General features: G+C 37.2%; 25 protein-coding genes and 1 pseudogene. 11 read left to right on the top strand and 15 right to left on the bottom strand.

Translation table 11 applies throughout. The features are described from left to right. Positions 1 to 88: 88 nt before the first annotated feature. Positions 89 to 1,546 (bottom strand): arylsulfatase, encoded by a 1,458-nt coding sequence (locus BN6556_RS10650; RefSeq protein WP_066190857.1) that lies wholly within the window; start codon positions 1,544 to 1,546, stop codon positions 89 to 91. Between the two features lie 16 nt (positions 1,547 to 1,562). Continuing rightward, positions 1,563 to 1,874, bottom strand: coding sequence for a carbohydrate ABC transporter permease (locus BN6556_RS10645; protein ID WP_078060037.1), 312 nt, complete (start codon positions 1,872 to 1,874; stop codon positions 1,563 to 1,565). A 299-nt stretch (positions 1,875 to 2,173) separates the two neighbouring features. Between BN6556_RS10645 and BN6556_RS22650 the strand changes: the two genes are divergently transcribed. Both BN6556_RS22650 and BN6556_RS10640 read left to right on the top strand, forming a co-directional pair. After that, positions 2,174 to 2,302 carry a hypothetical protein gene (locus BN6556_RS22650; protein WP_262361291.1) on the top strand — a complete coding sequence of 43 codons (129 nt, stop codon included), beginning with the start codon at positions 2,174 to 2,176 and terminating at the stop codon, positions 2,300 to 2,302. Positions 2,303 to 2,353: 51 nt separating this feature from the next. After that, positions 2,354 to 2,752: a LacI family DNA-binding transcriptional regulator gene (locus tag BN6556_RS10640; RefSeq protein WP_078060036.1), complete on the top strand. Its 399-nt coding sequence runs from the start codon at positions 2,354 to 2,356 to the stop codon at positions 2,750 to 2,752. A 106-nt stretch (positions 2,753 to 2,858) separates the two neighbouring features. Here BN6556_RS10640 and BN6556_RS10635 read toward each other — a convergent pair whose 3' ends face one another. The 11 genes from BN6556_RS10635 to BN6556_RS10585 all read right to left on the bottom strand — a co-directional run bounded on the left by BN6556_RS10635 (position 2,859) and on the right by BN6556_RS10585 (position 16,208). After that, positions 2,859 to 3,833 carry an ROK family glucokinase gene (locus BN6556_RS10635; protein WP_066190847.1) on the bottom strand — a complete coding sequence of 325 codons (975 nt, stop codon included), beginning with the start codon at positions 3,831 to 3,833 and terminating at the stop codon, positions 2,859 to 2,861. Between the two features lie 190 nt (positions 3,834 to 4,023). Continuing rightward, the gene (locus tag BN6556_RS10630) at positions 4,024 to 5,397 is read right to left on the bottom strand and encodes an MFS transporter (RefSeq protein ID WP_066190843.1); all 1,374 of its coding nucleotides are present in this window, start codon (positions 5,395 to 5,397) and stop codon (positions 4,024 to 4,026) included. A 32-nt stretch (positions 5,398 to 5,429) separates the two neighbouring features. Next, positions 5,430 to 6,773: a M20 family metallopeptidase gene (locus BN6556_RS10625; protein WP_066190840.1), complete on the bottom strand. Its 1,344-nt coding sequence runs from the start codon at positions 6,771 to 6,773 to the stop codon at positions 5,430 to 5,432. Between the two features lie 37 nt (positions 6,774 to 6,810). Beyond that, positions 6,811 to 7,851 carry an aldose epimerase family protein gene (locus BN6556_RS10620; RefSeq protein WP_066190837.1) on the bottom strand — a complete coding sequence of 347 codons (1,041 nt, stop codon included), beginning with the start codon at positions 7,849 to 7,851 and terminating at the stop codon, positions 6,811 to 6,813. A gap of 277 nt (positions 7,852 to 8,128) precedes the next feature. Next, a complete protein-coding gene (locus BN6556_RS10615; RefSeq protein ID WP_066190834.1) occupies positions 8,129 to 8,860 on the bottom strand; it encodes a glucosamine-6-phosphate deaminase in 732 nt (243 codons plus the stop codon). Between the two features lie 290 nt (positions 8,861 to 9,150). Next, entirely contained in the window at positions 9,151 to 10,314 is a 1,164-nt protein-coding gene (locus BN6556_RS10610; protein ID WP_066190831.1) for an ROK family protein, read from the bottom strand. A 536-nt stretch (positions 10,315 to 10,850) separates the two neighbouring features. Continuing rightward, positions 10,851 to 12,203 carry a M24 family metallopeptidase gene (locus BN6556_RS10605; protein WP_066190828.1) on the bottom strand — a complete coding sequence of 451 codons (1,353 nt, stop codon included), beginning with the start codon at positions 12,201 to 12,203 and terminating at the stop codon, positions 10,851 to 10,853. Between the two features lie 25 nt (positions 12,204 to 12,228). Continuing rightward, positions 12,229 to 13,350 carry an ABC transporter substrate-binding protein gene (locus BN6556_RS10600; protein ID WP_066190825.1) on the bottom strand — a complete coding sequence of 374 codons (1,122 nt, stop codon included), beginning with the start codon at positions 13,348 to 13,350 and terminating at the stop codon, positions 12,229 to 12,231. Between the two features lie 18 nt (positions 13,351 to 13,368). Further along, positions 13,369 to 14,154 (bottom strand): ABC transporter permease, encoded by a 786-nt coding sequence (locus BN6556_RS10595; protein WP_066190823.1) that lies wholly within the window; start codon positions 14,152 to 14,154, stop codon positions 13,369 to 13,371. Between the two features lie 16 nt (positions 14,155 to 14,170). Beyond that, on the bottom strand, positions 14,171 to 14,977 hold the full coding sequence (locus tag BN6556_RS10590) for an ABC transporter ATP-binding protein (protein WP_078060035.1): 807 nt from the start codon (positions 14,975 to 14,977) through the stop codon (positions 14,171 to 14,173). Next, positions 14,940 to 16,208 carry an amidohydrolase family protein gene (locus tag BN6556_RS10585; RefSeq protein ID WP_066190821.1) on the bottom strand — a complete coding sequence of 423 codons (1,269 nt, stop codon included), beginning with the start codon at positions 16,206 to 16,208 and terminating at the stop codon, positions 14,940 to 14,942. Before BN6556_RS10585 ends, BN6556_RS10590 begins: the two co-directional genes overlap by 38 nt. A 306-nt stretch (positions 16,209 to 16,514) precedes the next feature. Between BN6556_RS10585 and BN6556_RS10580 the strand changes: the two genes are divergently transcribed. From BN6556_RS10580 to BN6556_RS10570, 3 genes are all read left to right on the top strand, one after another. Beyond that, complete coding sequence (locus tag BN6556_RS10580; RefSeq protein ID WP_066190816.1) at positions 16,515 to 16,733, top strand: helix-turn-helix domain-containing protein; 219 nt, start codon at positions 16,515 to 16,517, stop codon at positions 16,731 to 16,733. Between the two features lie 377 nt (positions 16,734 to 17,110). Next, positions 17,111 to 17,506, top strand: coding sequence for a helix-turn-helix domain-containing protein (locus BN6556_RS10575; RefSeq protein ID WP_066190810.1), 396 nt, complete (start codon positions 17,111 to 17,113; stop codon positions 17,504 to 17,506). 53 nt (positions 17,507 to 17,559) lie between these two features. Further along, the gene (locus BN6556_RS10570) at positions 17,560 to 17,940 is read left to right on the top strand and encodes a helix-turn-helix domain-containing protein (RefSeq protein ID WP_066190808.1); all 381 of its coding nucleotides are present in this window, start codon (positions 17,560 to 17,562) and stop codon (positions 17,938 to 17,940) included. Positions 17,941 to 18,052: 112 nt separating this feature from the next. On the opposite strand, the gene BN6556_RS22645 is transcribed toward BN6556_RS10570, so the two are convergent. Beyond that, complete coding sequence (locus tag BN6556_RS22645) at positions 18,053 to 18,916, bottom strand: peptidoglycan-binding protein (protein ID WP_066190805.1); 864 nt, start codon at positions 18,914 to 18,916, stop codon at positions 18,053 to 18,055. Position 18,917: 1 nt separating this feature from the next. Then, positions 18,918 to 19,418 carry a sigma-70 family RNA polymerase sigma factor gene (locus BN6556_RS10560; RefSeq protein WP_066190802.1) on the bottom strand — a complete coding sequence of 167 codons (501 nt, stop codon included), beginning with the start codon at positions 19,416 to 19,418 and terminating at the stop codon, positions 18,918 to 18,920. Between the two features lie 218 nt (positions 19,419 to 19,636). Between BN6556_RS10560 and BN6556_RS10555 the strand changes: the two genes are divergently transcribed. The 6 genes and pseudogenes from BN6556_RS10555 (at position 19,637) to BN6556_RS10525 (ending at position 25,393) form a co-directional block, all read left to right on the top strand. Beyond that, positions 19,637 to 20,080 (top strand): competence protein ComK, encoded by a 444-nt coding sequence (locus tag BN6556_RS10555; protein ID WP_066190799.1) that lies wholly within the window; start codon positions 19,637 to 19,639, stop codon positions 20,078 to 20,080. Positions 20,081 to 20,231: 151 nt separating this feature from the next. After that, on the top strand, positions 20,232 to 20,540 hold the full coding sequence (locus tag BN6556_RS10550) for a transposase (protein WP_161485692.1): 309 nt from the start codon (positions 20,232 to 20,234) through the stop codon (positions 20,538 to 20,540). Positions 20,541 to 21,119: 579 nt separating this feature from the next. Beyond that, positions 21,120 to 21,323 (top strand): hypothetical protein, encoded by a 204-nt coding sequence (locus BN6556_RS21905; RefSeq protein ID WP_148436738.1) that lies wholly within the window; start codon positions 21,120 to 21,122, stop codon positions 21,321 to 21,323. 12 nt (positions 21,324 to 21,335) lie between these two features. After that, positions 21,336 to 21,704: pseudogene (locus BN6556_RS10535) on the top strand (transposase); the annotation flags it as partial. Positions 21,705 to 21,798: 94 nt separating this feature from the next. Next, the gene (locus BN6556_RS10530; protein ID WP_066190786.1) at positions 21,799 to 23,583 is read left to right on the top strand and encodes an ATP-dependent nuclease; all 1,785 of its coding nucleotides are present in this window, start codon (positions 21,799 to 21,801) and stop codon (positions 23,581 to 23,583) included. Beyond that, positions 23,564 to 25,393 (top strand): UvrD-helicase domain-containing protein, encoded by a 1,830-nt coding sequence (locus tag BN6556_RS10525; protein ID WP_066190784.1) that lies wholly within the window; start codon positions 23,564 to 23,566, stop codon positions 25,391 to 25,393. The genes BN6556_RS10530 and BN6556_RS10525 overlap by 20 nt, the downstream gene beginning before the upstream one ends. Positions 25,394 to 25,752 lie beyond the last annotated feature (359 nt).

The raw sequence follows: 25,752 nt of genomic DNA, 5'->3' as shown, positions 1-25,752 counted from the left end.
CCTACATATTACACCATTTTCCTTTTTCTTGCTTGCATGATTTTTCCTTGATGTGAGAGACATCATTGATCACCATGATGTCTCTCACCTACCTCTCTATTCTTGCTTGATAATGAGGCGAGGTTAAAAAAGGCCTGCCTTGTTGACATACTAGCTCGCCATTCTCCGTCAATCCCTTATCTCTTTTCTCCAAAATGTGAACCAATCGCTTTCGCCATTCTCTTAAGGTAACTTGAGCCTCATCCACTTCTGATAAATCAACTAATTCATAAGGGTCGTCATCAAGGTTGAAAAGCTGCTCCTCCCCTATTCTTGGGAACCAAATATACTTCATGCTTCCATCTGTTAGATATTGCATCTCCTGCTCTTCGGCATAACACGTGCTGTGTTCACCATGCACATACTCCCGCCCATTGGTTTGCTCGCCCTTCATTAACGACAGTAAGCTTTGCCCATCCACACTCTCGGGCACTTCTAATGACAACGTCTCCAATATGGTAGGCATAATATCCTGAAGCAGGACAGGTTCACTTACTGATTTTTCAATAGCCCCTGCTTGTCTAGGTAATTTAATCATTAGCGGAATATGAGCAGACCCCTCATAGGCATAGGTTTTTCGCCACATATTGTGATCACCTAGCATATCGCCATGGTCGGAAAGAAAAATAATCATCGTATTGTCAAAGAGGTTCTTTTCCTTAAGATAAGTTAGTAGTCTGCCAATCTGGTGATCGATATGATGAATGGAACCATAATAGCCAGCTCTTGCTCGATGAATATCACGCTCACTTCGCACACCCCGCCATGCATCCGGATTCATAGCCTCTTCTTTTACATCATGTCTCGAAGCCCAACTGCCCACTTTTGCTTTGGGTATCGCGTCGTTGTTTGCATATAAATCAAAATAATATGCTGGTGCATCATAAGGAGAATGCGGTCGCGCGAAAGATGTTTTCAGGAAAAAAGGCTTGCTGGGGTCACGACGCTGTTCGAGAAAATGGATCGATTCATTAATGGTCCAATTCGTAGGATGTAAGAACTCCGGCGCATGGTAGGGCCTGGCCATCCATGAATTCCAGCCAATACCGTGATCCGTAATGCCATAATCTCCTGTTTTATGTTTATCAAACCACTGTTTATAATCCGAGCGAAAGCCAGGGTCAAATTCTCTTCCTGATTCATCCAGCACTGTCTGATGGAAGCCATTTAAGGATCGCTGTGGATCAAAATGCATTTTCCCAATACCCTGCGTATGATAACCCGCGTTGGCTAGTTCACCAGGTAAGGTATGAGAAAAGTTGACACCCATCGGTCCTTGTCCCATCCCCATTCCTAAAATTCCTGTGTTCCATGGATCCATACCGGTTAGCAGGGAAGCTCTTGCCGGCACACAAGATGGACTAGGTGTGTAAGCATTTTCAAAAATCGTCCCTTGTGACGCCAGCCAATCCAAATTCGGTGTCTCGATCACTTCATTACCATAACAGCCCAGCGCATCCCATCTTTGTTGATCGGTCATGATTAGTACAACATTCGGTTGATTCATTGTTCTACTCCTTTCACTAGCCTTTTACTCCTGTTAAAGCGATACCTTCAATAAAATGTCTTTGTAGAATTAAATACAATATAATCAAAGGCAAAATCGATATAACCGCCCCAGCCATCATCAAAGAATAATTGGTATTATACTCCCCAACAAAACTAGAAATAGCAATAGACACCACTTGTAAATCAGATGAACTCGTCATAATTAACGGCCACAAGAAATCATTCCAAGACGCTACTGCGACGAAAATGGCCAAGGAAACTAAACCAGGTATCGTTAAAGGCATATATATACTCCAGTATATTCTAGGATAGGAACAGCCGTCCATATGTAAAAGGCCTGTTCATAAATGTTGTACACCAAAAACTCGTCCTCTCACTTCAATCATAGACCATCATAAAAATCGAAGAATATGCACAATCGTTTAGTTGGCATCTCAATATGTTGCGCCCCCTGTTATCTTTATATCTGCCCCTCTTTCCTTTAACTTCAACATTTTAAAAGTATTTTTCAACATTATAAAGGTATTATGATCCATATAAAATGTGTTCTTTACATTATAAAGATACTGTAAATGCTTTGAATTATAACGAAAATGTCGTAAAATGAAACGAAGAGGTGAAAAAAATGTACGCTGAGTTATTAAAATTAATTGAAGGTGGAGTAAATAATGACAATCAAAAAGTAATTAACTACTCCAATAAACTTGCAGAAATATTAAAAAATGAAGTCAAATTAATATTTCAAACAAAATAAATCGTATTCTAACTGCTAATAACACTAGATTGAGTTCATTAGATAGTTTAACTGCCAAACCAAGGTCTTGGTCAATCTATCAAGCCAAATCACTTGTCATTGGGAAAACCAACAGCAGAGGATGCCGAAAAAATGGTTCACAAGATGTTAAACTCTCCTGATCGCCCTAGAGCTATTTTTGCATATTCTGATATCATGGCGCTCGGTGTTTTGCAAGCCGCAAAACAGTTAAAATTACGTGTTCCCGAAGATGTTGCTGTGATGGGATTTGATGACATTGAAGTATCAGAATATGTTGGACTTTCTACAGTAAGCCAATCTCTTCTTGAATCAGGGAGAATAGCTGCAGACCTCTTAATAGATATGATTCAAGAGCCTAATCGTCCTCACCAAAAGATAAGTTTATATCCTAAAATAATTGAAAGAGACACTACGAGTGGAATTTTATGAAGCTAAACAGTCGAAAGAAACAATCCATCTTTCGACTGTTCTGTCATACACAAATAAAATAATGTACCACTCGTTCCATACTTTACTCAAAATAGAACAAAAAATACTAAATCAAAATATGTGTATCTGTTTTATTCAAAACAATATAGGCTGCTCCTATAATTCCAGCATCATTACCTAATTTCGCAAGTAACACCTCGCATTGATTACCAATGCGAGGTAATGCATATTTTGTAAAATTCTCTTTCAACATATCTAGCAAGAAATCACCAGCTTTAGAAAGTCCGCCACCAATCAAGATTCTGGAGGGATTGATGACAGAGGCAGAATAAGCAAGTGCCTGTCCTAATATATCTAAAGCTCTTTTTATTATTTTGTAGCTAACTTCTTCTCCTTTTTTCGCTATATCAAAAACGTCTTTTGCTTCAAGATCGTGTTTCTGTTGTTTCATTCTAGCAAGTTGTGAATTGGGATTTCTTTGTATATACTCTTCTGCTACTCTTACAATGCCTGATGCGGAAGCTATCGTATCTAAACAGCCGACTCTTCCACAGTTACATAAATATCCTTGTTGATCTACTATTACATGTCCTATCTCCCCAGCTGTACCATTACATCCATTTAAGATCTTACCATTGGCTATCACTCCACTACCAACTCCAGTGCCTAAAGTTACTGCAATTAAATTTTCAGCACTTTCGCCTGCTCCTAACCAATTTTCTCCTAATGCCGCTAAGTTAGCATCATTTTCTACAAAAATAGGTAAATCTGTTTTCTCACGAAATTTCTCTTTGAGATCAAACATTTCCCATCCCAAATTAACAGCTTCATATACTAACCCTGCTTTGTTATCAACAAAACCTGGTGCGCCTATTCCTATACCTATTACATTATCTTGTTCCATATTCATTTTTGATAACTGTTTCAAGATCGAATCCCATACATTGTCTATTATATGGATACTATTATTACTTTTGTCAGAATTCACTTCCCATTTTTTTATAATCTGACCAAAGTGGCTGATCACCCCAATCTTTACTGTGGTACCTCCTATATCTATTGCAATGATAATGTTTTTCACATGCTTTCCACTCCTATTTTAATTATTCTCATGGTTTCCAGCTTAGTAATTTGAAAGCCAAAACAGGATGTAACAGTAAATTCTGTAAAAACGAACAATGCTTTAAGCCAGTGATAAGTAATCAGCTAATATTAATAATGATATTGCCTATAGTGGCAAAGCCTTAATTAAATAACTAGGTAAAGTCCATTTATATTGTTTTTCGCATTTGCAGTTCTTTAAAGATCTTCGGATATTCCTTATCCAACTTGTAAAAATACAGCAATACAAATAGAATAACGTAAGTGATAATAGGTAGATAGATAAAGAGACTATTAATCGCGAACAGGGCTGAATCCGCTTGCATTTCTTGTCCACCAATATAACCACCCCAGCCTAATATCCAGCCAACAAATGCTGAGCCAATTCCTACACCAACTTTAGTTCCCATGCTGCCACCACTATATACCAGCCCTTCTCGTCTTACACCTGTTTTCCATTCACCATATTCTACTGTATCGGGTAATAACGCAAATATACTTCCGAAAATTGGAGTCCTCCCGATACCTCTTAAAATTACTCCAATCATAACAACAGTTAAGTTTGTTGGATCCATTAAAATGACGAGTGAACCTAAAAGAAATATACCTGTGCCCCACATCATTGATTTACGTTTCCCAATTTTTTTAATCATAGGGGCAACAAAAGGCATCAATAATAAAGGAGGAATATAAATAGACATCGTTAACGTTCCTACCAATAAAGGATCACCTAAGATATACTGGGCAAAGTACACAGTACCCCCACTGTATAATGCGTCATTCACGTAATAAGCAATAAAGATGAAGAAAGTAATAACCCAGTATTTATTTTTAAATAATGCTTTAAAACCTACTATAAATGAATCATTATTTTCTTCTTTATTATCTTGATATATACTAGAAGCTCTTTCTTTCGTTGTCTTAAACGTAATGATATACATAATAACAGCTACGACGGCGAATACAGAATAACCAGCAATCCATGCTGATTGTCCGCCACCAAATAAATTGACGACAGGTAAGGTCAACGTGCTTACAACAATCACACCTATACTTGCGAAAAACATTCTGTAAACATTTAATACTCCTCGTTCATCTTGATCCGATGTGATAAGAGTGTTTAAAGTTCCATATGGAATAACTACCGCAGTATAAAGTAATATGAGCAGATTATAAGTAATTGCGATATAGATTACTTTTCCCATCGTACCTACATCTGGGACAGCAAAAAGAGCGACCATTAACCCTGCAAATGGAATAGACAACCAAAGTACCCACGGTCTTGCCTTTCCATGTTTAGATTTAGTTTTATCAACTATCCCTCCCATTGCAATATCCGATATACCATCTAAAAACCTAGAACAGAGTATAATAGTCCCTATAATACCTGCAGCAACACCAATTACATCTGTATAAAAATAAACAATAAACATACTCATTGAAGCCCACGCAAGATTAGTAGCTAAATCCCCTAAACCAAAACCAATTTTTTCTGTAATCCCAACTTTCGCATTTGATTGATTTGATTTTCCTGATTGGCTCATTACTTAATCCCCTCTCATTACAATAATATGTTTTATTTTTCATTACACCAATCTAGACATGTTGCTGCGATCATTTTTGTTGCCGTTATAATATCTGCTACATCTACTTTTTCATTTGTTATATGGGCAAACATTTGATTTCCAGGTCCAAAATTCACAGTGGGTATCCCACCTAATCGATCTAACCATCCTGTATCTGTATGAAAACCTGAGCCAAATGTTTTTAATGCAGGACGAAATGGTTTAGTAGACTTCTTAAATACATCTACGAATTTGTGATCCTCCGGCACCTCTGAACAATCAGCCTCCAACACCCAGTCAATCTTAGGTGGTGTTTCATGCAACCAATCATCAGATTCCGCCACCCTTTTGATAAATTCTTCAAATTCTTTTCTCACGGTAGTTCCTAAACCATTTTCATCTGACTCATGCGGTAATACTTGAATATTAAAAGATAATTTACAAAAATCAGGATAACTGGAACGATGATGCCCTGCTTCAATCATCGATACTTTTATTTGACAGGATTCAGTCAATAATGGATGATTTTTATCTGGCCTGCCTGCCCAGTCCTTATTTAACTCATCAATGGCATTCATCACATACCGCGCCTTATCAATGGCATCTACTGCACCATTATCGGACCAATGAGGTTGCGTAACTTCTAAATGACCTGTTCGACCTTCGATAATCAAATCACCCCATATAATTCCACGACACAATAAACTTAAATCAAGGTTTGTAGGTTCTGTCATAATACCAGCATCAATCTTTATGTTATGTTTGTGAATATAATCGGCCGTCGCAAGAAAACCAGTTCCACCTGCTTCTTCACCTACAGAACTCGAAAACCAAAGGTCGCCATCTAATTCAACCCCACTCTCAACTATTGCTTCTAAAGCCATCAACATAGAACCCACTCCGCTCAACATATCCACAGAACCTCGACCATACAATGTTCCATCTTCAATTACTGCATCAAACGGTGGATGTATCCATTCAGATTCATCATCTGCTGCTACAACATCAGAATGCCCAGTGAGGATAAGTGAACTTCCTTTATCAGATTGTTTACCAGGTAGACAAGCTAATATATTTGGTCTATTTTCCCAAGGAAGTTCATCTGTGAATCCGGTTACAAAACCAGGTAAATCCCTATATTTCTCTAACTTATCAAGCTCTACATCGAATTGATCTATTTGCATATTTTCAATTTTATTTAATCTGTCTATGATAATTTGTTGACATTCTCTTTCATTGGTATCGTCATTATAAGCTGGATTTACCGATTTCGTCTTAATTAAGCTTCTAACCAGTTCTACGATTTCATCTCTTTTTTCATCAATTTTCGCAAATACTTTTTCCTTTTGTTGCATGTTTATCCTCCTTTTTTTTCTTGAATTATTACATCACTTATTTATCTGTAATACTAAATTTATAAGATGTACGTTTTTGATATGGATCATTTGCATTTAAAAGGATATTGGGAAAGTCATCGAATTCTAAAGATGCAGGAGATGATTGTGTTTCAAAAGTCACTCCTAAATATTTTTCAGATTTTCTTTCTGTAAGTTCCAAGGTGTCATCAAGATTATTCCCCGTATATAGCACTACACCAGGTTGATCTGTCTCAATCGTCATTATTCTACCACTGTTTGGCTCTTTAACAATCACACTATTTCTCTTTTGATGATCAAGCAAAAAATAATGATCATATCCATTTTTGGCATATTGGTTTTGTTTTTGTGGAGTCTCAATACCTGCTTTCAAAGCTTGTTCGTCACGGAAATCAAATGTTGTGTTATCTACTTTTATTTTATTCCCAGTTGGAATGAGCTCTTCATCAAGCTCAACAAAATAGCTACTGTTTAATCTTACAAGATGGTTATTAATTGATCGTTTAAGATTTCCATTTAAATTAAAATAAGAGTGATTGGTTAATGTTAGTATCGTATCCTCATCGGAAATAGCATAGTAATCTATAATCAATTCACCGTCGTTATTCAGCTTGTAGGTTACAGTTATTTTTATATTTCCTGGATACCCACCAGACATGTTAGAATCATTATGCTGAAGCTCTACTCCCACTTCAGAATCTGTCTTAAATGTTTGTGTTTTCCATATCATCTGATGAAGTCCATTTACTCCTCCATGAAGGTGGTGATTAGATTCATTAGCGTCCAAAATATAAGTTTTGCCTCCAAGTTCAAATTTGGAGTTTGCTATTCTACCTGCCACCCTTCCTACTGTTGCACCAAAGTAATTAGGGTCATTTTTATATTTTTTATAATCAGCATAACTTAACACAATATTCTCCAGCTTACCATCCTTATCCGGAACGGTAATATTAGTGATTCTTGCTCCATAATTCAGGATATCAATAGAAATATTCTGATCATTTTTCAACGTTATTAATTTCCAAGTATCATCTATTGCATTTGTTTCAACATGCACTATTATCACTCCATGTTTGCTTAATTTTTTTCATCCATACACTCGGACTCATCTCATTGGCTGCAACGTTTTTTTAGTTGAATTTTTCCACACCCTTCATTTATGACAAGAAATACTACTGCATGTTTTTATCCATTCCTCAATCGAACAATCACCTCTTTCACAGTTATAATTAGAACTATTTTACATTTTATAGAAAACAACTCTTCATTAGCTACTAAAACATTATCAAAACAATGATAGTTAATGATTAGTCATCTACTGTGTTTCCACTATTCTATTTATTTTCTAATAAAGATGCTGCCTCTTCATCTATAATAAAAGTTACATTCGGATGTGCTCTTAAAATAGAAGCAGGACAGTTTTCAGATATAGGACCTTCTAATGCCTCTTTAACTGCCTGAGCTTTCCGTTCACCAGATGATGCTACCAAAATATGTTTAGCTTCCATGATGTCAGCTAATCCAAGGGTTAACATTTGTGTTGGTGCTGTTTCTTTTGTTAGGTTATGGTAACCTATTGTGCTGTTAATAGTGGATTCATCACTATCAGCTAAAAATAGTCGCGAGTCGAATGGTGTACCTGGTTCATTTGCCCCTAAATGACCATTTACCCCTAAACCTAAGATTTGCAGATCTCGTGGATATTTCGCAAGTACAGCATTATAGCGATTTATTTCATCATCAAAATAAGTTAAACTTCCATCTAACAGTTCAATAATTCGTGGCTGCGTTTTGATTAAATCATAAAATTTTTGGTGCATATAAGTATAGACAGTGAAAGAAACTTCCCTTGCTGCAATGTATTCGTCTAGGTTCATCATTACCGTATTTTCAATCGACAATTCACCCTCATTCACCGCCTTTACTAGTAATTCAAATAAACCATCATAACTAGCCCCAGTGGTTGTATTAATAATAGGATTATCATTTTGTTGTATTGTACTTTCTACTACATCAAACGCTTTTTGAGAAAGCTCTTGATAATCTTTCACTTGAATAATTTCCATATTATCACCTCATTATTAGTTTTAATTAAACTTAGTTTAATTAAAAGATGAAAAAATGGGCAAATAAACTATTTTTTACCTATATTTCTGATTCATCACCCTTAATTATTAACACAAGTTTAATAATTAGAAGTATAGCACCCTATTCCACGGAGTGCAATACCTTTGTTAAATTTTCTAACCATTTATCTAAGTTTTTAAGAACAAAAAAGTGAGGTATCTAAGCTACTGTAGCTACCCCACTATTTTTTAGTCATGAATTATTCAACTAATTATAAAAAATAATTACATTACACTTCATCGTTTGAGAATCTTAAAAATTCATTCAGTACTAGTGCACTTGCACCAATAACTCCACTATCTCTCCCAATCTCAGGATACACTATATGAAAAGAATGGTTTAAAGGAGCCCAAATATACTTATTTACTTCTGTTTCTATATCTTGTACTAAGGAAGGAAATTCCTGTATCATTGGACCAGCAATCAATACGGCTTCCGGGTTATAAATGCATATAACATTAGAGATAGCAAGTCCTAAATAAGATTGCGCTCGATTTATTAATCTTTTGGCCCAATCTTCTTTTCTGTTAAAGGCAGCGAAAATTTCTTGTATTGGCAATTGAGCCTGCTTCTCTAATTCAGAGGAGCACACAAAAGTTTGCAGACAGCCTAGACGACCACAGTCACACATAGCTCCATTAGGATCAACTATCATATGACCTATTTCTCCTAATGTATTACGGTGACCACGTAACATTTCACCATTTAACATAGCTGCACCACCTACACCACTGCCTATATAAATGCATACTGAGTCATTGTAGTCTTTCATACTACCATATAAACTTTCTGCCAATAATACTGTCCTTACATGATTATCTACATAAATGATGAAATCTAATTTTTTTTCTAAATAACCTTTAATATCAATGTTCTCCCAATGAAATTGAGGAACTCTCAATGCTCTCCCATCTGGCCAGGTAATAAGACCTGGTATACTAATGCCAATAGCTATTATTTTCTTATTAATATTGCTATCCATCTGTTTTAAAAGAGCTTCAATTTCCTGTCCTAATTGATCTAGCAACATGTAAGGCTCTTGATCTGCAGCAAATGGAAATTGTTTTTTTCTTATTACGTCACCCGTTAAGGTCACGATAGCAATTTGAATACCGTTGATATCCAATTCTACCCCTATAATAAATGATCCCGTTGGGTTTATTTCTAATAGTGTTGCCCTTCGACCTACTTCACCCCCAGTTTGTCCCACCTCAATTACTAATTCATCAGCAATTAAATTCCTTACTATTTTACCTACACCTGTATTACTCATCTTCGTCAACTTTGCAAGCTGGGATCTTGAAATTCTTTTATATTTTTGAATTAAACTTAGTAATAGAAAATAATGATACTTTCGCACACGGCCTTGGTCATACCTTAAATTCAATGTCATTTTACCCTCCCTAATTATATGGCATTAAAACTGTTCTATCATTGTATGTCAGATTTTCCATGTTTCTCATCAATCCAGTATATTCTACATGATTAATAAAAGTAATTACAAACACAATAAGAGATCTTATTATTAGGATACCTTAATTCATTGTTATTGATCTACTTTTTTTGTTTCTATTTTAATTTTTGGAATGATTTTATTGTCAAAATAGGTTTAGAACAGATTATTTCTAGCTTCATTTACACAAAACATCTTTTATTTTAAAGAGGGTACATCAAAATTTATAATTAGGATTAATGAAGGAATATAGTAAGGAAACTAACTTGAGAACAGAGTGTACAAAGGTTTATAAGATAATAAGATTCTACAGATAAAAAAAGACCACTGAAAACCAATTTAAAGAATCAATTTTTCAGTGATCCCAAATAACAATGACTTTCTTTTTCAAGAGAAACACTGATCTCTCTAGAACAATCACTTTATATTAAAATTACATCTTTATAAATACTAGAGATGATCATTACTGATACCCTTTACACCACCACCAAAACCTTATCCGGTGTTAACCAAAACGGACTAAAGTATGCGCAATTATTAGATAATGGTAGTAAATCATCATGGATTGGAATGCCAATTTCCTCTCTAATAAACTGTTGCCTTCTTTGAATACGCTCCCATAAAGCAGGGTATTTTTCTTTGATTTCTGCACGTAACTCCTCGTCCGCGAAAAATACACTGTCCTCACAATTCAGACCAATGCCATCTGGCAAAGGAGTTGGAATAATGTCACATTGGAAAGCCATACCAGAGGCAATTTTCTCTTTTGAACCAGGCTTCATAATGGTATTCATCCATTCATCTGTACTTACTTGATGTCCTGGGTTTAAAGCTGGCTTCAACCCTGCTTGATCAAGGATAGAGACTATCTCATTCCAAATTTCTCCACCCGTTGCACCAATAGTTGTCTTTTGATACCAAGCAGCAATTGCTTTAAAATAAGGCTTCGCTAAATCATTTAAATACTTATCATTTTGCTTATCGATAACCCCTGCTCGACAGCTTAATCCTCCCCAGTAACCAACTCCTGTTGTGACTCCATCACCAAACTCGATTGCTTTGGAGGAAGGACTGGATAAGCCAATAATTTGTTCTTTACTAGCTGAAAACATCACATGAGCTGTTAATATTTCTCCTGCAAATTGCATATTGGATACAGCTTCATGTTCTGTCATACCAACTTCTACGTTTCGCACTATTTGATCGACTGCATTAGAAGACCGGGCAGCTCCCCATTCGAAGTACGCTAGATTCTCTGCTTCATTATAAACACGCATACCTTTCGTAGGATGCAATAGTAATTCTGTTACATCGACTAATACTGTATTCACAAGATTTTGCAGGCAATCAACTATGAAAGCCGGGATAAATAGATTTGAAGATGACGGAATCTTTTCATTTTCCTCGAAATACTTCCAACCACAAACTCCTACTTTATCCGCAGCTGTCATACCAATATCTTTTAAGATATGATCCAATCGTGGCGCTTGCGTACGATCTTGTCCCAACAGCCCAAAGGATTGGTACAACACTACCTCGGCGTTTATTTTATTTACAGGTGCGTAATCTACACATTCATTTCCTAATAATAAATATTTCTTTTGGTTCGGACCTAATAATAGTAAAGCTTCTTCAAACCTTGGATCAAAGGCAGATAAATAATGAATATTGGCGAAATGTTCTCGATCTGCATAAACTACAAGCCAATCACATCCTGCCTTAGCGTAAAATTCGCGACATCTCGTCTCATAGATTTCTGATGGTACATCTGGTAATACCTCTTCTAAACCAAATTCAGGTAGATTCACTTCTTTTAACTCTATTTGCATATGTTTGTCTCCCTTTCTATTAATTTTATTCTGATAGTAACTCGACCGTATAATGCAATGATTCTAAATTCGTTATACTTCCTTCCTCTACTCTTCCTTCCGCTTCCATAATACCTACAACTCGTTCAAAACGATCTCGCCAATAAAAATCACCATTTTCATCTAGGACTTCGTTTTGATAAAACTCTTTGCTGCTTGGAAAATACTCCATGTTATTCCAAACATCCTTTAGTTCTTCCACCGTTATCTCTGTACCAACATCCTTCATACGCTCTACAATAATTGGAAAGGCCTCATTCGGATTTTCCTCAATATAGTGAAAGGTCTTAAAAATGGCCTGAAGAAAACGCAGCGATAAATCATGATTATTTTCTACCCATGATTGGTGGGCGGCAAAGCCATTATGAGAAATGGTATATGGTAACGTAGTCTGGTCAATTAAAGTAGCATATCCCTCTTTTTGCACAGCTAAACGTTGTGGAATACCGCTAATCATGACATCAATAGATTCAGATAATAATGCTGGTGGCAAATCTTCTTGGGACATATCAATAATTTCATAATCATCTGACTCTAATCCAACATAATCTAACATGGATATGAAACTGGTGTATTCGCTTACACTTGTGTTTAATCCAATCCTCATTCCTTTCACTTGCTCTAAAGTCTCTCGCATCGCTTCCTCTTGATCTAGCCCTTCCTCAAGGAATTGATCATATGTCTGCCAATCATACCTATCATCATCGTACATGAGCCCTGCACCTGCAAAATAGAATATCGGAAAAGCAAGCGTCGTTTCTACTCCATTAGAATTCTGTAACACTACATCGGAATCACCTGCTGTAGCAACATCTACTTGCTCCCCTACTAATAAATCATTTCCTCCTGCCCAATCTGTTTCTTGAATCTCAAGCTCAATACCTTCTTCTTCAAAAAATCCCTGCTCTATGCCTACATGAATCGAATAAACATCCTGGAAAGGACTTAATGCTACACTAATTGTTTCTAACTCATCTGATTGTTGCCCTCCATTCTCTGTCGTCGCTTGTCCACCGGTATCGTCATTATTAGCTTCACTCCCACATGCTGCTAATATAATTAACAAAATTGGCACCATTAACATTTCCACTATTTTCATTTTATTCATTACATGCTCTCCTCCCTTTTAAGCTCTTTCCGTCCAGCGTGTAATATAATTTAAAGACTTTCGAATCGCAGCATCTACTAATGCAGATAACAACCCAAACATGACGACTCCAAGAAATATCACATCGGTGTTAAACATCTTACGAGCCTGCAATATTCGATACCCCATTCCAGCCTGAGCTCCCATAAACTCTGCTGCCACTACCAATGTAAATGAAATCGCAATACACACCCGAATAGGTCCTATTAACGATGGGATAATACTAGGCAAAATAATTTTTCGGAAAATATTTGCCTTATTTGCCCCAAGCGTTTGCCCTGCCTTCACGTAAATAGGTGGAACATTACGAATGGATTCTATCGTATTAATCACGATAATAAAGAAAACGCCTAGTGTTACTAAAAGAAATTTGCCCAATTCACCGATTCCAAACCACATTAAGAAGAAAGGAATCATCGCAATGACTGGAACGGGGCGCCCACTTTCAATTAATGGGTTGAGAAAGTAATAAATCTTCTCGCTGAAACAAACCATCACTCCTACAACTATCCCTAAGACAACACCTGTCACTAACCCCGTCACCACACGAAACATCGTATAAAGTACATCATTTCCTATTAATGCACTTGTCGATAAAGCTGCCTCAAAAACCATACTTGGTGATGGAAAAATCACTGGTCGAACGAGTCCCAAACCATCCTCTGTCACCGTAAACCAGGCAATGAATACTAGCAATACAGACAAAATACTTAAATAACCACCTTGAGAAAATACTAACCTCTTATCTTCTAGCTTTTTTGACACTGCTTACACCTGCTTTCTATGCTTCTTGTTTTAAAATGGCTCGAATTTGTTTTCGGTATTCGATAAAGGAAGGAGAAGTTTTAATAGATAAATCTCGATCTTTTGCAAAATCAGGTGTGTATACAGAGTGAATTTTACCTGGTCTAGGTGTCATCACTACTACTCGATCACCTAAATACAACGCCTCTTCTAAATCATGCGTAATAAAAATGATCGTTCGTGGTGCTTTCAACCACAACTTCCTCAGTTCTTCTTGTAAGTATTCCTTCGTCATAATATCTAAAGGCCCAAATGGTTCATCTAACAATAATACTTTTGGGTTAGCGGCATAAGCGCGAGCGATATCGACTCTTTTTTTCATACCGCCTGAAAGTTGTTTTGGCCAGGCATGACGAAAATCTGTTAAGCCTACTAGATCCATATAGTATTCTGCTTTTTGCTTAATCTCCTGTTTTGATTTATTTTGCATGGCCAGACTAAAGCCAATGTTATCTTCCACCGTCATCCAAGGAAAGACAGCGTCATCTTGAAACACTACCGCTCGTTCTGGACTTGGTTTATTTACGACCTTTCCTTCTACTTCTATCTTTCCTGATGTTGGGTGCAGCATACCAGCAATTGCATTCAGCAGTGTCGTTTTTCCACACCCTGATGGCCCCATGACACAAAGAAATTCATTTTTTTCCACCTCTAAATTCACTTCATGCAATGCTTTAACCGTTTTCATTTTCGTATGAAATTCAAGGGAAACATCCTCTAGTGAAATCAGTGTTTCCAAGCTTTCTTCAAGATTGTGATTCGTTATCGCTTGAATAGATTGCACGCTTATTCCCCCTATCTTTTTTAACTACTTCACCATCTTTCATCACAAAATCAACAAACTGTAACCTTGAAATATCTTCGATGGGATCTCCTTCCACAGCAATAATATCCGCATATTTTCCTTTTTCAATGGTTCCTACCTTATCTCCTAAACCAATCACATCAGCAGCTAATTTCGTTCCTGCTACAATGGCCTGCTCAGGTGTCATACCCAGTTCTACAACCAACTCCCATTCCTTCGCCGCTTGATCTTGCGGATGCGTAGGATAACCAATTAAATCCGTTCCTAACACAAAATGAACGCCTGCTTCCAATCCTTTACAAAAACTTTCTTTCATGGCTTGATAATGTTTGGTGAATAACTCCTTTTCTTGTTGCGAATAATGAAAAGGCTCAAAAGCTTGCTCATGGAAATACAATTGAGACATGGTGGTAACAACAGGGATTTGCGTTTCTACTAATCGCATTCTAGTCTCTTGACTGATAGCGTATCCGTGTTCAATAACATCTACATTTCCATCTATCGCTAAGTTCACTGCGTCTTCTCCAATACAATGTGCACTTACCTTCACATGATTAAAATGTGCTTCTTCCGTTATAACTTTGGTTTCCTCCAAACTATATGCTGGTAAGTTTGTATAAGGATCATCTCCCCATGAGACATTCAGGTCACCTAAAGCTCCTTTGGATAATCCTATCTTTATCACATCTGCTCCTTGGCTGATTCGTTGTCTCACTCGTTTTCGTACTTCTTCTTTTCCATCGGCAAATTCATGCGCCGGTGTAATATCATCCCACGTCCCACTAGTTGAAATAATAAAATTTCCAGCTGCCACCATTCGCGGACCGGGAGTCAATCCTTCATTAATAGCTCGCCGTATGGTTGGTGTGACATTAGAACCAAGGCATCTTGCCGCTGTAATCCCTGCCTGCAACATCTTTCCTGCTTCTTCCGCTCCTCGAATCGCTCGATATTCTGTAGATTCGGTATGCATTTTATATAATTCATGACTAGGTATGGCAAAGAAATGCATATGCGCATCTACTAATCCCGGAAGGACTGTTTTATCTCCTAAATCAATGATTTCCGCATGATCTGGTATATGGACACTTGTTAATGTTCCGATTTCGATAATGGTATGATCTTGAATGACGATTGCCATATTTTCTTTTTTTGGAGCTCCCGTCCCATCTATAAGTCCTTTTGTCTTAATTACTTTGTGAACAGTCATGCTTATTACCCCCTTTTCTTCTATTGAATCGCTTTGTTGTGTCACGTTTTTGAATAAACACCTCCATCACTATTCTCTTCCATAGAGCATTCATTTCAATCGGTATGCCGTTTTCAAAGAATAATCATAGAGATTGCTTCTCTTTCTTCCATTTGATATGAAATGGTTACTACATCACACCTTCCTTTCTAAGATCTGATTATGTATGCGTCTATCCTCCTTTTCTTGGTACGCTATTGCGTACCACCAATGAAAATAGTATATGATATATTTCCATTAAAGTCAAACCCATTTTAAAGGTGACCTATGGATAAATATATAGAAGTAAAAATCAATGACCTGATCGATCAACATAATATTTCCTTGCGAGAGTTATCACGACTAACCGATATTCGTCACGCTGCTCTAAGCGAACTGGCCAACCGCAAACGTCAGAATATTAACTTTGGTCATATTATCAGAATCGCCGAAGCTTTTGACATATCGGATATTCGCGAGATTATTGATTTGAAGGATAAGGAATAAAAAAGATACTCCAAAAATTTTTATCGACTTATTCTGGATGGCATATAATCTTTGCCACCCCCTCTACTTCCAGCTATTCCTGCCAACGGTTAAACCAGATAACTGTTGGCTAATCATTAGCATGCTTCTTTCTCTACCGATGAACCCGCCTTCCTCATAATTCTGTAAAAAATGAATGGCTGATTCCGTAGCCTATTATTATTAAGACCTTCATTTCTACCTGCTTCACCAGACCCTTCCATCTCTCGTTCGTTATTTATATGCTTTGCCCTACTGCTCGTTTATTTAACTCTAATTTGAATTCGTTTCTTCTCTACCTTTGTGTTTTCTTCCTTCACTTGTTTTTTACCCAACTGAAAAGAGGTGTTCTGTTCTCTATGCAAGGTTTTGGATGGCGACTTGAAAACCTACGTGAGAACTATGGATATTCCAAAAAAGATGTAAGTTCAAAGCTTGGATTCACACAAAATGTCTATGGTTCTTACGAGCGAGAAGAAAGAAGACCATTACTAGAAACAATAATTACACTTGCAGAAATCTATCAAGTTTCACTCGATTACCTTTTACGCGGCGAAGCATTCCATTCCAATAATCAAGAGCAGGCAAATGAAGAAATCTTACGTGAGGTTATCCAAGTCTTTACCGAAAAGGAAATTAGTAATCCTTATATTCTTCAACCTGACAAATGGGCTATATTAAATAACCAAGAGATTCAAACACTGGAAAGTCATTTTGAATGGATGGTCGATAATGCGAAATCGAGAGAGGGATGAGCAAAGTTTCGTCTGCGAAATATCTGTCGAGAAATCGCATCAGAGGTGTATAGATGGAAACATTAGCTAAAAGATTAAAACAAGCGAGAAAATTAACCAGACTATCGCAAAAACAAGCTGGTGACACAGTAGGTTTAGCCAACGGTACTATATCTGGATATGAAAGAAACTATAGAGACCCTGATACACAGACTTTATTTGAACTTGCTGACTTATATGAGATTTCCATTGATTGGTTATTAGGGAGAGATTCATTCCAACAGGAAAATGCAGACCTTACTACCGAAATGAACAAACGATTGAAGCAATATGGTATGACGCAATCAAGTTTACTAGATATAGAACGATGGAAAAGAATGGGCGAGAAAGAATGGAAAGAGCTTGAGCATTACTTTAAATATATTACGGATACGGCACAGTATGGGGATGATTGAGTTCATTAAGACCAAAGAACAATTAAATTAGCATGGAAGCATAATAAAAACGAGATGAAAATATTTTCATCTCGTTTTTCGCATCTATGATATTTTCAACGGCTATCTCTCTTCATTTAAACAACTCCCGAAATGTCGCCACACCAGCCAAACCATCCACTTTCAAACCACTTCCCCGCTGAAAACTCCGCAAAGCAGCCACTGTCTTTTCCCCCAATATCCCATCCATACCTTGAGGATCAAACCCGCTGCAATAAAGCAGTGCCTGCAAAATCCATGTCAGATTTCCTCTGGCACCAGGATGTAAGGTAACAGAAGCAGCACTGGTCTTCGGTCCCCACACACCATCCACTACAAGATTTGCACCAAATTGTTTGTTCAATTCGGTTTGATAGGCTTTCAACAACGCCTGTTTCGTCTCCGGGCCAAACAAATCATCTATTTTCAGCGAAAACCCATAGCGGCTCACCAGTGTGGATTGAATGTCAGCAATAGGAGCTTTCTTACTGGCAGCACTTTCACCCAAATTAGGCTTCGCTCCATTTCGCAGTTGCACCAAACTTAATCCGTCTGTCATTTGCAGATGAGGATAATCCTTAAAGGTCTGCCAGTCGCCACCCCATTCAAAACCAAGTGATTTCGCGATCGCTGCAACACGCCGCCAATCGCTGTTGACCTGCCATAACGCCTTCTTACCATCCGGACTCAACAACACATAATCCACGGCCAGTCCATAATTATGATAGGATTGACCACCTCTGGCATTGGTGACGACCTTACCCGGCTTGGTCCTCCCTTGTGTATACAATTCATTTTGTCGGGCATGACTGCGGTATCCCTCGGTGATTCGTACAAAAATACCTTCCGCATACGCCCGCCGAATCGTCTCTAACGCCTTTTCCCTCACCATAGGATGCGTGCAGCTTCCCATTTTCTCCTTCGCCTGCTTGAGCAATGTTTGTAATGATAAATTCATGTTATCGTCCTCCTTCGATTACAGCTTCCTGCCAGAGCTGCTGCAGTTTCGGTCGTGCATTCTTGCCCCAATTCTTGACAGCATTCTCACTGACTTGGTGCTCCTCGGCAATATCCTTGACGGAGCGATCCTGACAAATATAGCCGACAAACCACCACCATTGCTTTTCAGATAAACGTCGGCGGGCCTCCCTAAGTAGCGCCTGATCCAATGGCTCATCATCTTGCGTCGTCACGTCTGCCATGGTTGTTTGCTGCTGCCAATTTTCCAGCTGCTCCCGCTCCCGATTTTCTTTTTTCATCTTATTGATCAGCCGACGGGACACACAGCTATAGGCATAGGTGGAAAATTTCGATTTGGTTTCGTCATAACTTTGGACGGCATGCCAGAGAGCAATTAGTCCTTCCTGATAAAACTCCCCTTCCACATCCCGAATCTGGTACTTGTGAATCAAGTGGTAAATGATACGTCCATGTTCTATTAATGCTTCTTCATATTGCATGTTGCTTAGCTCCTGAAGATAAGCGCTTATCAATTATTCCGCGGTGATTACAGCATAGATCATACTCTCCTCACACGCACATCACCGTATTTCGTGGCACGCCCATGAAAACAGGATTTTCGATTCAAGTTTTTTGCTTTTGTTCCTGTAAAAATCAGAAAATAGACCTACCTGCAAGAAGTTTGCATCTATTTTTTGAAACGGAGTGTGAAAAGAACATGACAAAGCGAAATTATCGAATTACCAAGGAAACACTGGCCATCCTGCCAAAGTATGATATGGAGTATTCGGCGACGATTATTGAACAAAATGGGGATGTTGACCGACAAGAAAAACCACTGGATATTATCAAAGAGAATTGCCTGCATTATGGAGCAAGTTATCAAGGGAGAAAAGAGTCTGTGACCTATCGACTGGGCTATAAGCAGAAGGTACCTATACCGATTAGCCCAGAGCGTGGGATTTATGCTTTTCCGACAAAATCGGCTACAGCAGAGGGATGTTGCTGGTTGTTTTTACATGCGATTGTTGCGGTGGAAGTGGTGAATAATGAGGTGGTGGTTTGGTTGGTTAATGGGGAGAAACTGGTTAGTGATGTGTCAAGGTATGTGTTGGGGGAGCAGATGAGGAAGGCTGGGGCTTGTGGGGTGGTGATAAAGTGACTAAATATATATTATAGGCATTATAAATTAAAGTGGAAAAAACACTATTTTTGTCGAACGAATAGGAATATTGACTTATTGATTGTATAATTATATTATTAGCCACAATGAGGATATAAATTATCTTTTTCCACTAAGCATAGAACAAAAATTGTTTAGAATTCTTTATGCGAATCTCATTCCTTGGGACAAAGTGGAAAACGCTTATCTTCATTACTTAAAGGATGTCACGCAAGGAAATAAGGCATTGCCTGTGCAAAAAGCGCTAGGATCCCTCTTGATCAAAGAACGGATGAACTGGAGTAACGAAGAAGCTGTGGAAAAAATCAAGGAAAACCCTTATTTGCAGTACTTCATAGGTCTGTCTGCTTTTCAAGAAAAGGTACCATTTGTTTCTTTCTTGATAACCCATTTCTGCAAACAGCTAGATGAATGCATCCATCATTCATCAGGTAAATAAATGGATGGTGGAAACCCAAGCACAGGAAGAGGGGGGCTAACGATCAAGATAACGATGATGATCCTCCCCAGGAAGGATCAACGCTTGAAATACCTACGAGTTCACACGAAGATCTTGCAGAAAAACCATCCCATCAAGGAAAGGTGTTGATCGATGCCACTTGTGCGCCAGCGGGTATTGCTTATCCCAAGGATCTCCAGTTGTTGAATCATACCCATGAGAAACTGGAAGAGATGATCGATACGCTGCATCTTCCTTTTCGGGGGAAAGCAGCCCAAGCTGCGTACCTACCGAAAGAAAGCACTCAAAGCTTATTCGTCAGTGGCCAAGCAACGGAATCCCAGACGCAGAACCCTGCACAAGGTGATCGGGAAACAACTAATTTTCATCCGACGTGACCTCTAGCATGTAACCATACTTGCTAAACAAAGTGTACTAGAGCTTTTGAGCAGTCGGCAATATCATCAGCTGTCGGTGATTCAAGAACTGTATTGGCAACAGCAAATAATATATGAAACCAAGACGCACCGGATCGATGACTGGATTGTCAGCATCTGACAGCCACACATATGGCCCATTTTGCGTGGGAAAGCACATGCAAATGTAGAATTTGGAGCCAAGTTTTCCGTCAGCATGGTGAACGGTTTTGCCTTCTTGGACAAAATAGACTGGAATGCCTATCATGAAGGGAATTACCTTCAAGCATCGATCACGTCCTACCACGACCGATATGTCGTCTATCCGAAAGCTGTCCTCGTTGATCAAATCTACCGGACACGATAGAATCGCGCATACTGCAAGCGGCTTGGCATCCGGCTTAGTGGTCTAAAGCTGAAGCGTCCTTCTAAAGATACAGAGGTGATTGCCGCCGTAAAACAGATCGCCTATCAGGATGCTGTGGATCGAAATCCCATGGAAGGGAAATTTAGTGAAGGCAAACGCGAGTATTGTCTTGACCGTATTGTCGCACGCTTTCAAGAGACCAGTGAAACGGTTATCTCTCTACAACTTCTGGTAATGAATCTTGAAAAGGTCCTCTGGGATACCTTTTTGTCCATTTTCTCGATGTGGATGAGACCATTACGTTTACAAGATGCAAGCCAGTCGATCATGATTTTTACAGAAATAATGGTTGTTCAGGAAACTCTAGTTAACTTTTTATAGCATATTTTTGGTATATTTTGGACAATTTTTACCCTTTTTGGGGGCTAACCATATTATAAATACTGAAAAATTTTCAAGGAGGCAACAAAAGAGTATGTACATAAGCAAAGTAAGAATAAATAACTTTAGAAATTTTGACGAAACCGAAGTTGAATTAAAAAAACAAATAGTCATTGTCGGAGAAAATAAAATTGGAAAATCTAATTTTCTACAGGCACTAAGATTAATTTTAGATCCATCGTTATCCGATTCAAGACGGTTATTGCAGCTTTCCGATTTTTGGGATGGATTACCCCATCCTTTAAATGATGAAGAAATTAGAATAGATGTTGAGCTTACTGACTTTGAACAAGATGTAAAGTTAAAATCTGTTCTTTCTGATTATTTAGTGCAAGATTCACCATTAACTGCAGGATTAACATATAGATTTTTCCCTGAAGATGAAGAAGGAAATAAAATTTACAATTTTAAAGTTTTTGGAACAAAGACAGGTAATATTTTTAGTTATGAACAAAGAAAATGGTTGCCGTTTGAGGTACTGTCGGCACTAAGAGATACAGAAAATGATTTATCAAATTGGAGGAAGTCACCTTTGAGACCGTTAATTGAAAGGGCGGTCGAGATAACTGATAAGGACGAACTAAATAGTGTTGCTGAGGAAATTACTCAATCAACAGACTCTTTAAAAGAGCTAGATGAAATTGAAGCTTTAGCTGAAAAAATAAATACCCAACTAGAAAACATTGTAGGAAACAGACATGCTCTGGAAACCAGTTTGGGCTTCTCTCCTGCTGATGCTACAAAATTATATAGAGCAATAAAGATGTTTATTGATGATGGAAATAGAGGAATTAATGAGGCAAGTCTGGGATCTTCAAATTTACTCTATCTAGTATTGAAACTTCTTTCTTTAGAACAATATGTAGTTGAAAATGAACGTGCTCATACTTTTTTAGCTATTGAAGAACCAGAGGCACATTTGCACCCTCATTTACAAAGGTTGCTTTACAAGTATTTATTGAATCATGATCAGGTGGTAGTTGAAACTTCTCAAAATCATAATCAAATTTATAGTGTTTCTAACATTTTAACAACTCATTCACCTCATATTGCAAGCGTTGCTCCATTAAGATCTATTGTTTTGTTAAAAGAAGCACACGAAGAAGATAAATCTACAAAAGTGGTTTCTACTGCAAATGTTGATTTAGGTGATAAAGATGTGAAAGATTTAGAACGTTATATTAATGTTACTAGAGGGGAAATTTTGTTTGCTAAAGGTGTTATATTGGTTGAAGGAGATGCTGAAGAATTTCTACTATCTTCCTTTGCAGGATTACATGGAATTGATCTTGATAAACTTGGGATTACTGTATGCTCAGTTTCGGGTACTAATTTTCTTCCATATATAAAACTTTTAGGGAGTAAAGGGTTAGATATTCCTTTTGCAATACTTACAGATTATGATCCGCAGGAAGGCCTACCTTTAATTCATAATCGCTTAATTAAGTTACTAAGTTCTATGGATAATGAACATGCAGAACAATACAATAGTCTAAGCACTAACAAACTAATTTTATGTGGGGAGCAATTTGGCATTTTCGCTAATAGACATACTTTAGAAGTAGATTTATTTGATACAATGTATGTTGAGATTACAATGACATTAATTGAATTGACATCAAATCAAAATGCAAAAACTAGAGCTGAATCATGGAAATCATTTGAAAGTATTGATGAAGAGGAAAAAATATATCTAGCTGACATAGGAAATATAGGGAAAGGAAGGTTTGCTCAAAGATTAGCAACAAATCTTACCGATTCTTCAGTTGTTCCTAATTATGTGAAAGGGGCTTTAGACTATGTCGTCAGTAGAATTTGATAAGACACTGTATAGAGAAGTCTCCAAAGATTTAGCAAATAACAAAGAGCAACTAAAGGTTTATAATTCTACAGGGAATTGTGTCGTACTCGCAGGTCCAGGTAGCGGAAAGTCTAAAGTTCTTACATTAAAATTAGCTAGAATTTGGAATGAAGATATAGAACCACCTCAAGGGATTGCGTGTTTAACTTATAATAAACAGGGTGCGAAAGAACTACAAGAGAAGCTGTATAAATTAGGAGTTCTTGAATCATCTTCAATTTTTGTCGATACTGTTCATTCTTTTTGTTTAAATCATGTAATTAAACCATATAAACATTTAGTAAAGACAAATTTACCTGAGCAAATTAAGGTAGCCACTTCTAGAGAAATATCGGAATCTAAACTTCAAGCTTTTCGCTTAATATTTGGAATGAACGAACGGTATACGAATGAATTATTACAAGCATTTGATGTTTATAGAAGAACATTTACAAAGAGAAATTCTTTTGAATGGGAAAACAATGATAGCGAAATAGCAGCATGGATTATTAACTATGAAAATTTATTAAGGAGCAAAGGGTTAATAGATTATGACGATATGGTTTTAAATGGATTATGGATGATTGAAGAAAATCACTGGATTCAAAAATTGTTACAAGCTAAGTTTCCCGTTATCGCAGTTGACGAGTACCAAGATTTAGGTGTACCGTTAGATGAAATAATAAGAGTGCTTTGTATAGAAAATGAAACTCGTCTTCTAGCAGTTGGAGATCCGGATCAATCAATATATGGATTTACAGGAGCCAACCCTAGTTTATTAAATGATCTTGCTCATCAATCAAATGTTCTAAAAATAAGACTTAAAAAAAATTACAGATCAAAAGGAAATATTGTTAAAGCTTCGATTGCTACATTATTGGAGGAAAGAGAATTTTTCTCAACCAGAGAAGAAAGTGGAAATATTAATTTTTATGGCATTAAGGAAGGGATCGATGCACAATGTGATTACATCTGTACAAATCTGATTCCTAAAATTCTTACTTTAGATTCCTCCAATACGCTTGGGGATATCGGAATATTGTATATTGATAAAAATGATGGAAACAAAATAGCTGATAAAGTGGCACTAGAAGGTTTCCAATATGTTAGAGTGGATGGAAATGCACCGTATAATAAAAACCAATTAACCGTATGGATAGAAAAATGTGCAATGTGGTGCTCCGGAGGATGGTTGAAGGGTAACCCAAGATTTTCTGATATTCAGCGTATTTTCAGTTCGTTTTTATCAAAAACAAATATTTCAAAGGCAAAACTAGAAAGTAAAAAATTAAACTTATTTAATTTTTTATTTCGGAATAGAGATATCGACTTAAAATTAAGTGACTGGCTTAAGGATTTTAATGATAATATTATTTATGAATTATTAGATTGTTTTATAGAAGTACCAGAAATAATAAAAGAATATAATAAATTAATTGAGTCTGCAAAAAAAGGGCAACTAAAAGATTTTAAAGTATCATCTTTATCTCGACAATTGGGATCTAAAACTCACTTGAATTTATATACATTGCACAGTTCTAAAGGATTAGAGTTTAAGTATGTTATTATGCTTGGTTTAGAACAAGGTAGGATACCTTGGCTAAATGTTAGTATTGAGAAAGAAGCTGAATTCAGAAGGCTTTTTTATGTAGGACTAACAAGAGCAAAAGATGAGGTTCATCTGTTGTGTTCAGGATGGTACTTTGATTATTATGATAATGTGAGGCGTTATGGTGCTTCTCAATATGTAATAGAACTTAAAGAATTTGCGGATAAGAATTTCCTGTAACTTAGCAAGCTGATATTCCCATAGAATAAAAGTTACACGCAACATTTTATAAAATTTGCCACATTGTGCACATAGCGTTTCAGTAAAGCCATAAAATCGCGGTTACCTGAGCCAGGTGAATCGCGATTTTATGAACCAGTTTGGTCGGAACTATTTGAGCCATTTTTCATTCTTAGAGAGTCTCCATAAACATAGAAAAGACAAGGATTGGAAACTGTACGATCTAGTATTGCATCTGCTATCGCTCCACCGCCTAGCTTTTTATGTCATTCCCCCTGTTTCCATTTGAGAAGAAATAATGATAAGTGAACGACCTCCGCTTCTTAACTCAATAACTTTCATTTAAATATTTCTGCTCA

The organism is Gracilibacillus timonensis, from assembly GCF_900086715.1.
GTDB lineage: Bacteria > Bacillota > Bacilli > Bacillales > Amphibacillaceae > Gracilibacillus > Gracilibacillus timonensis.
Note: the sequence above shows the minus strand (reverse complement) of the source record. Positions and strands in the feature narration are given on the sequence as shown.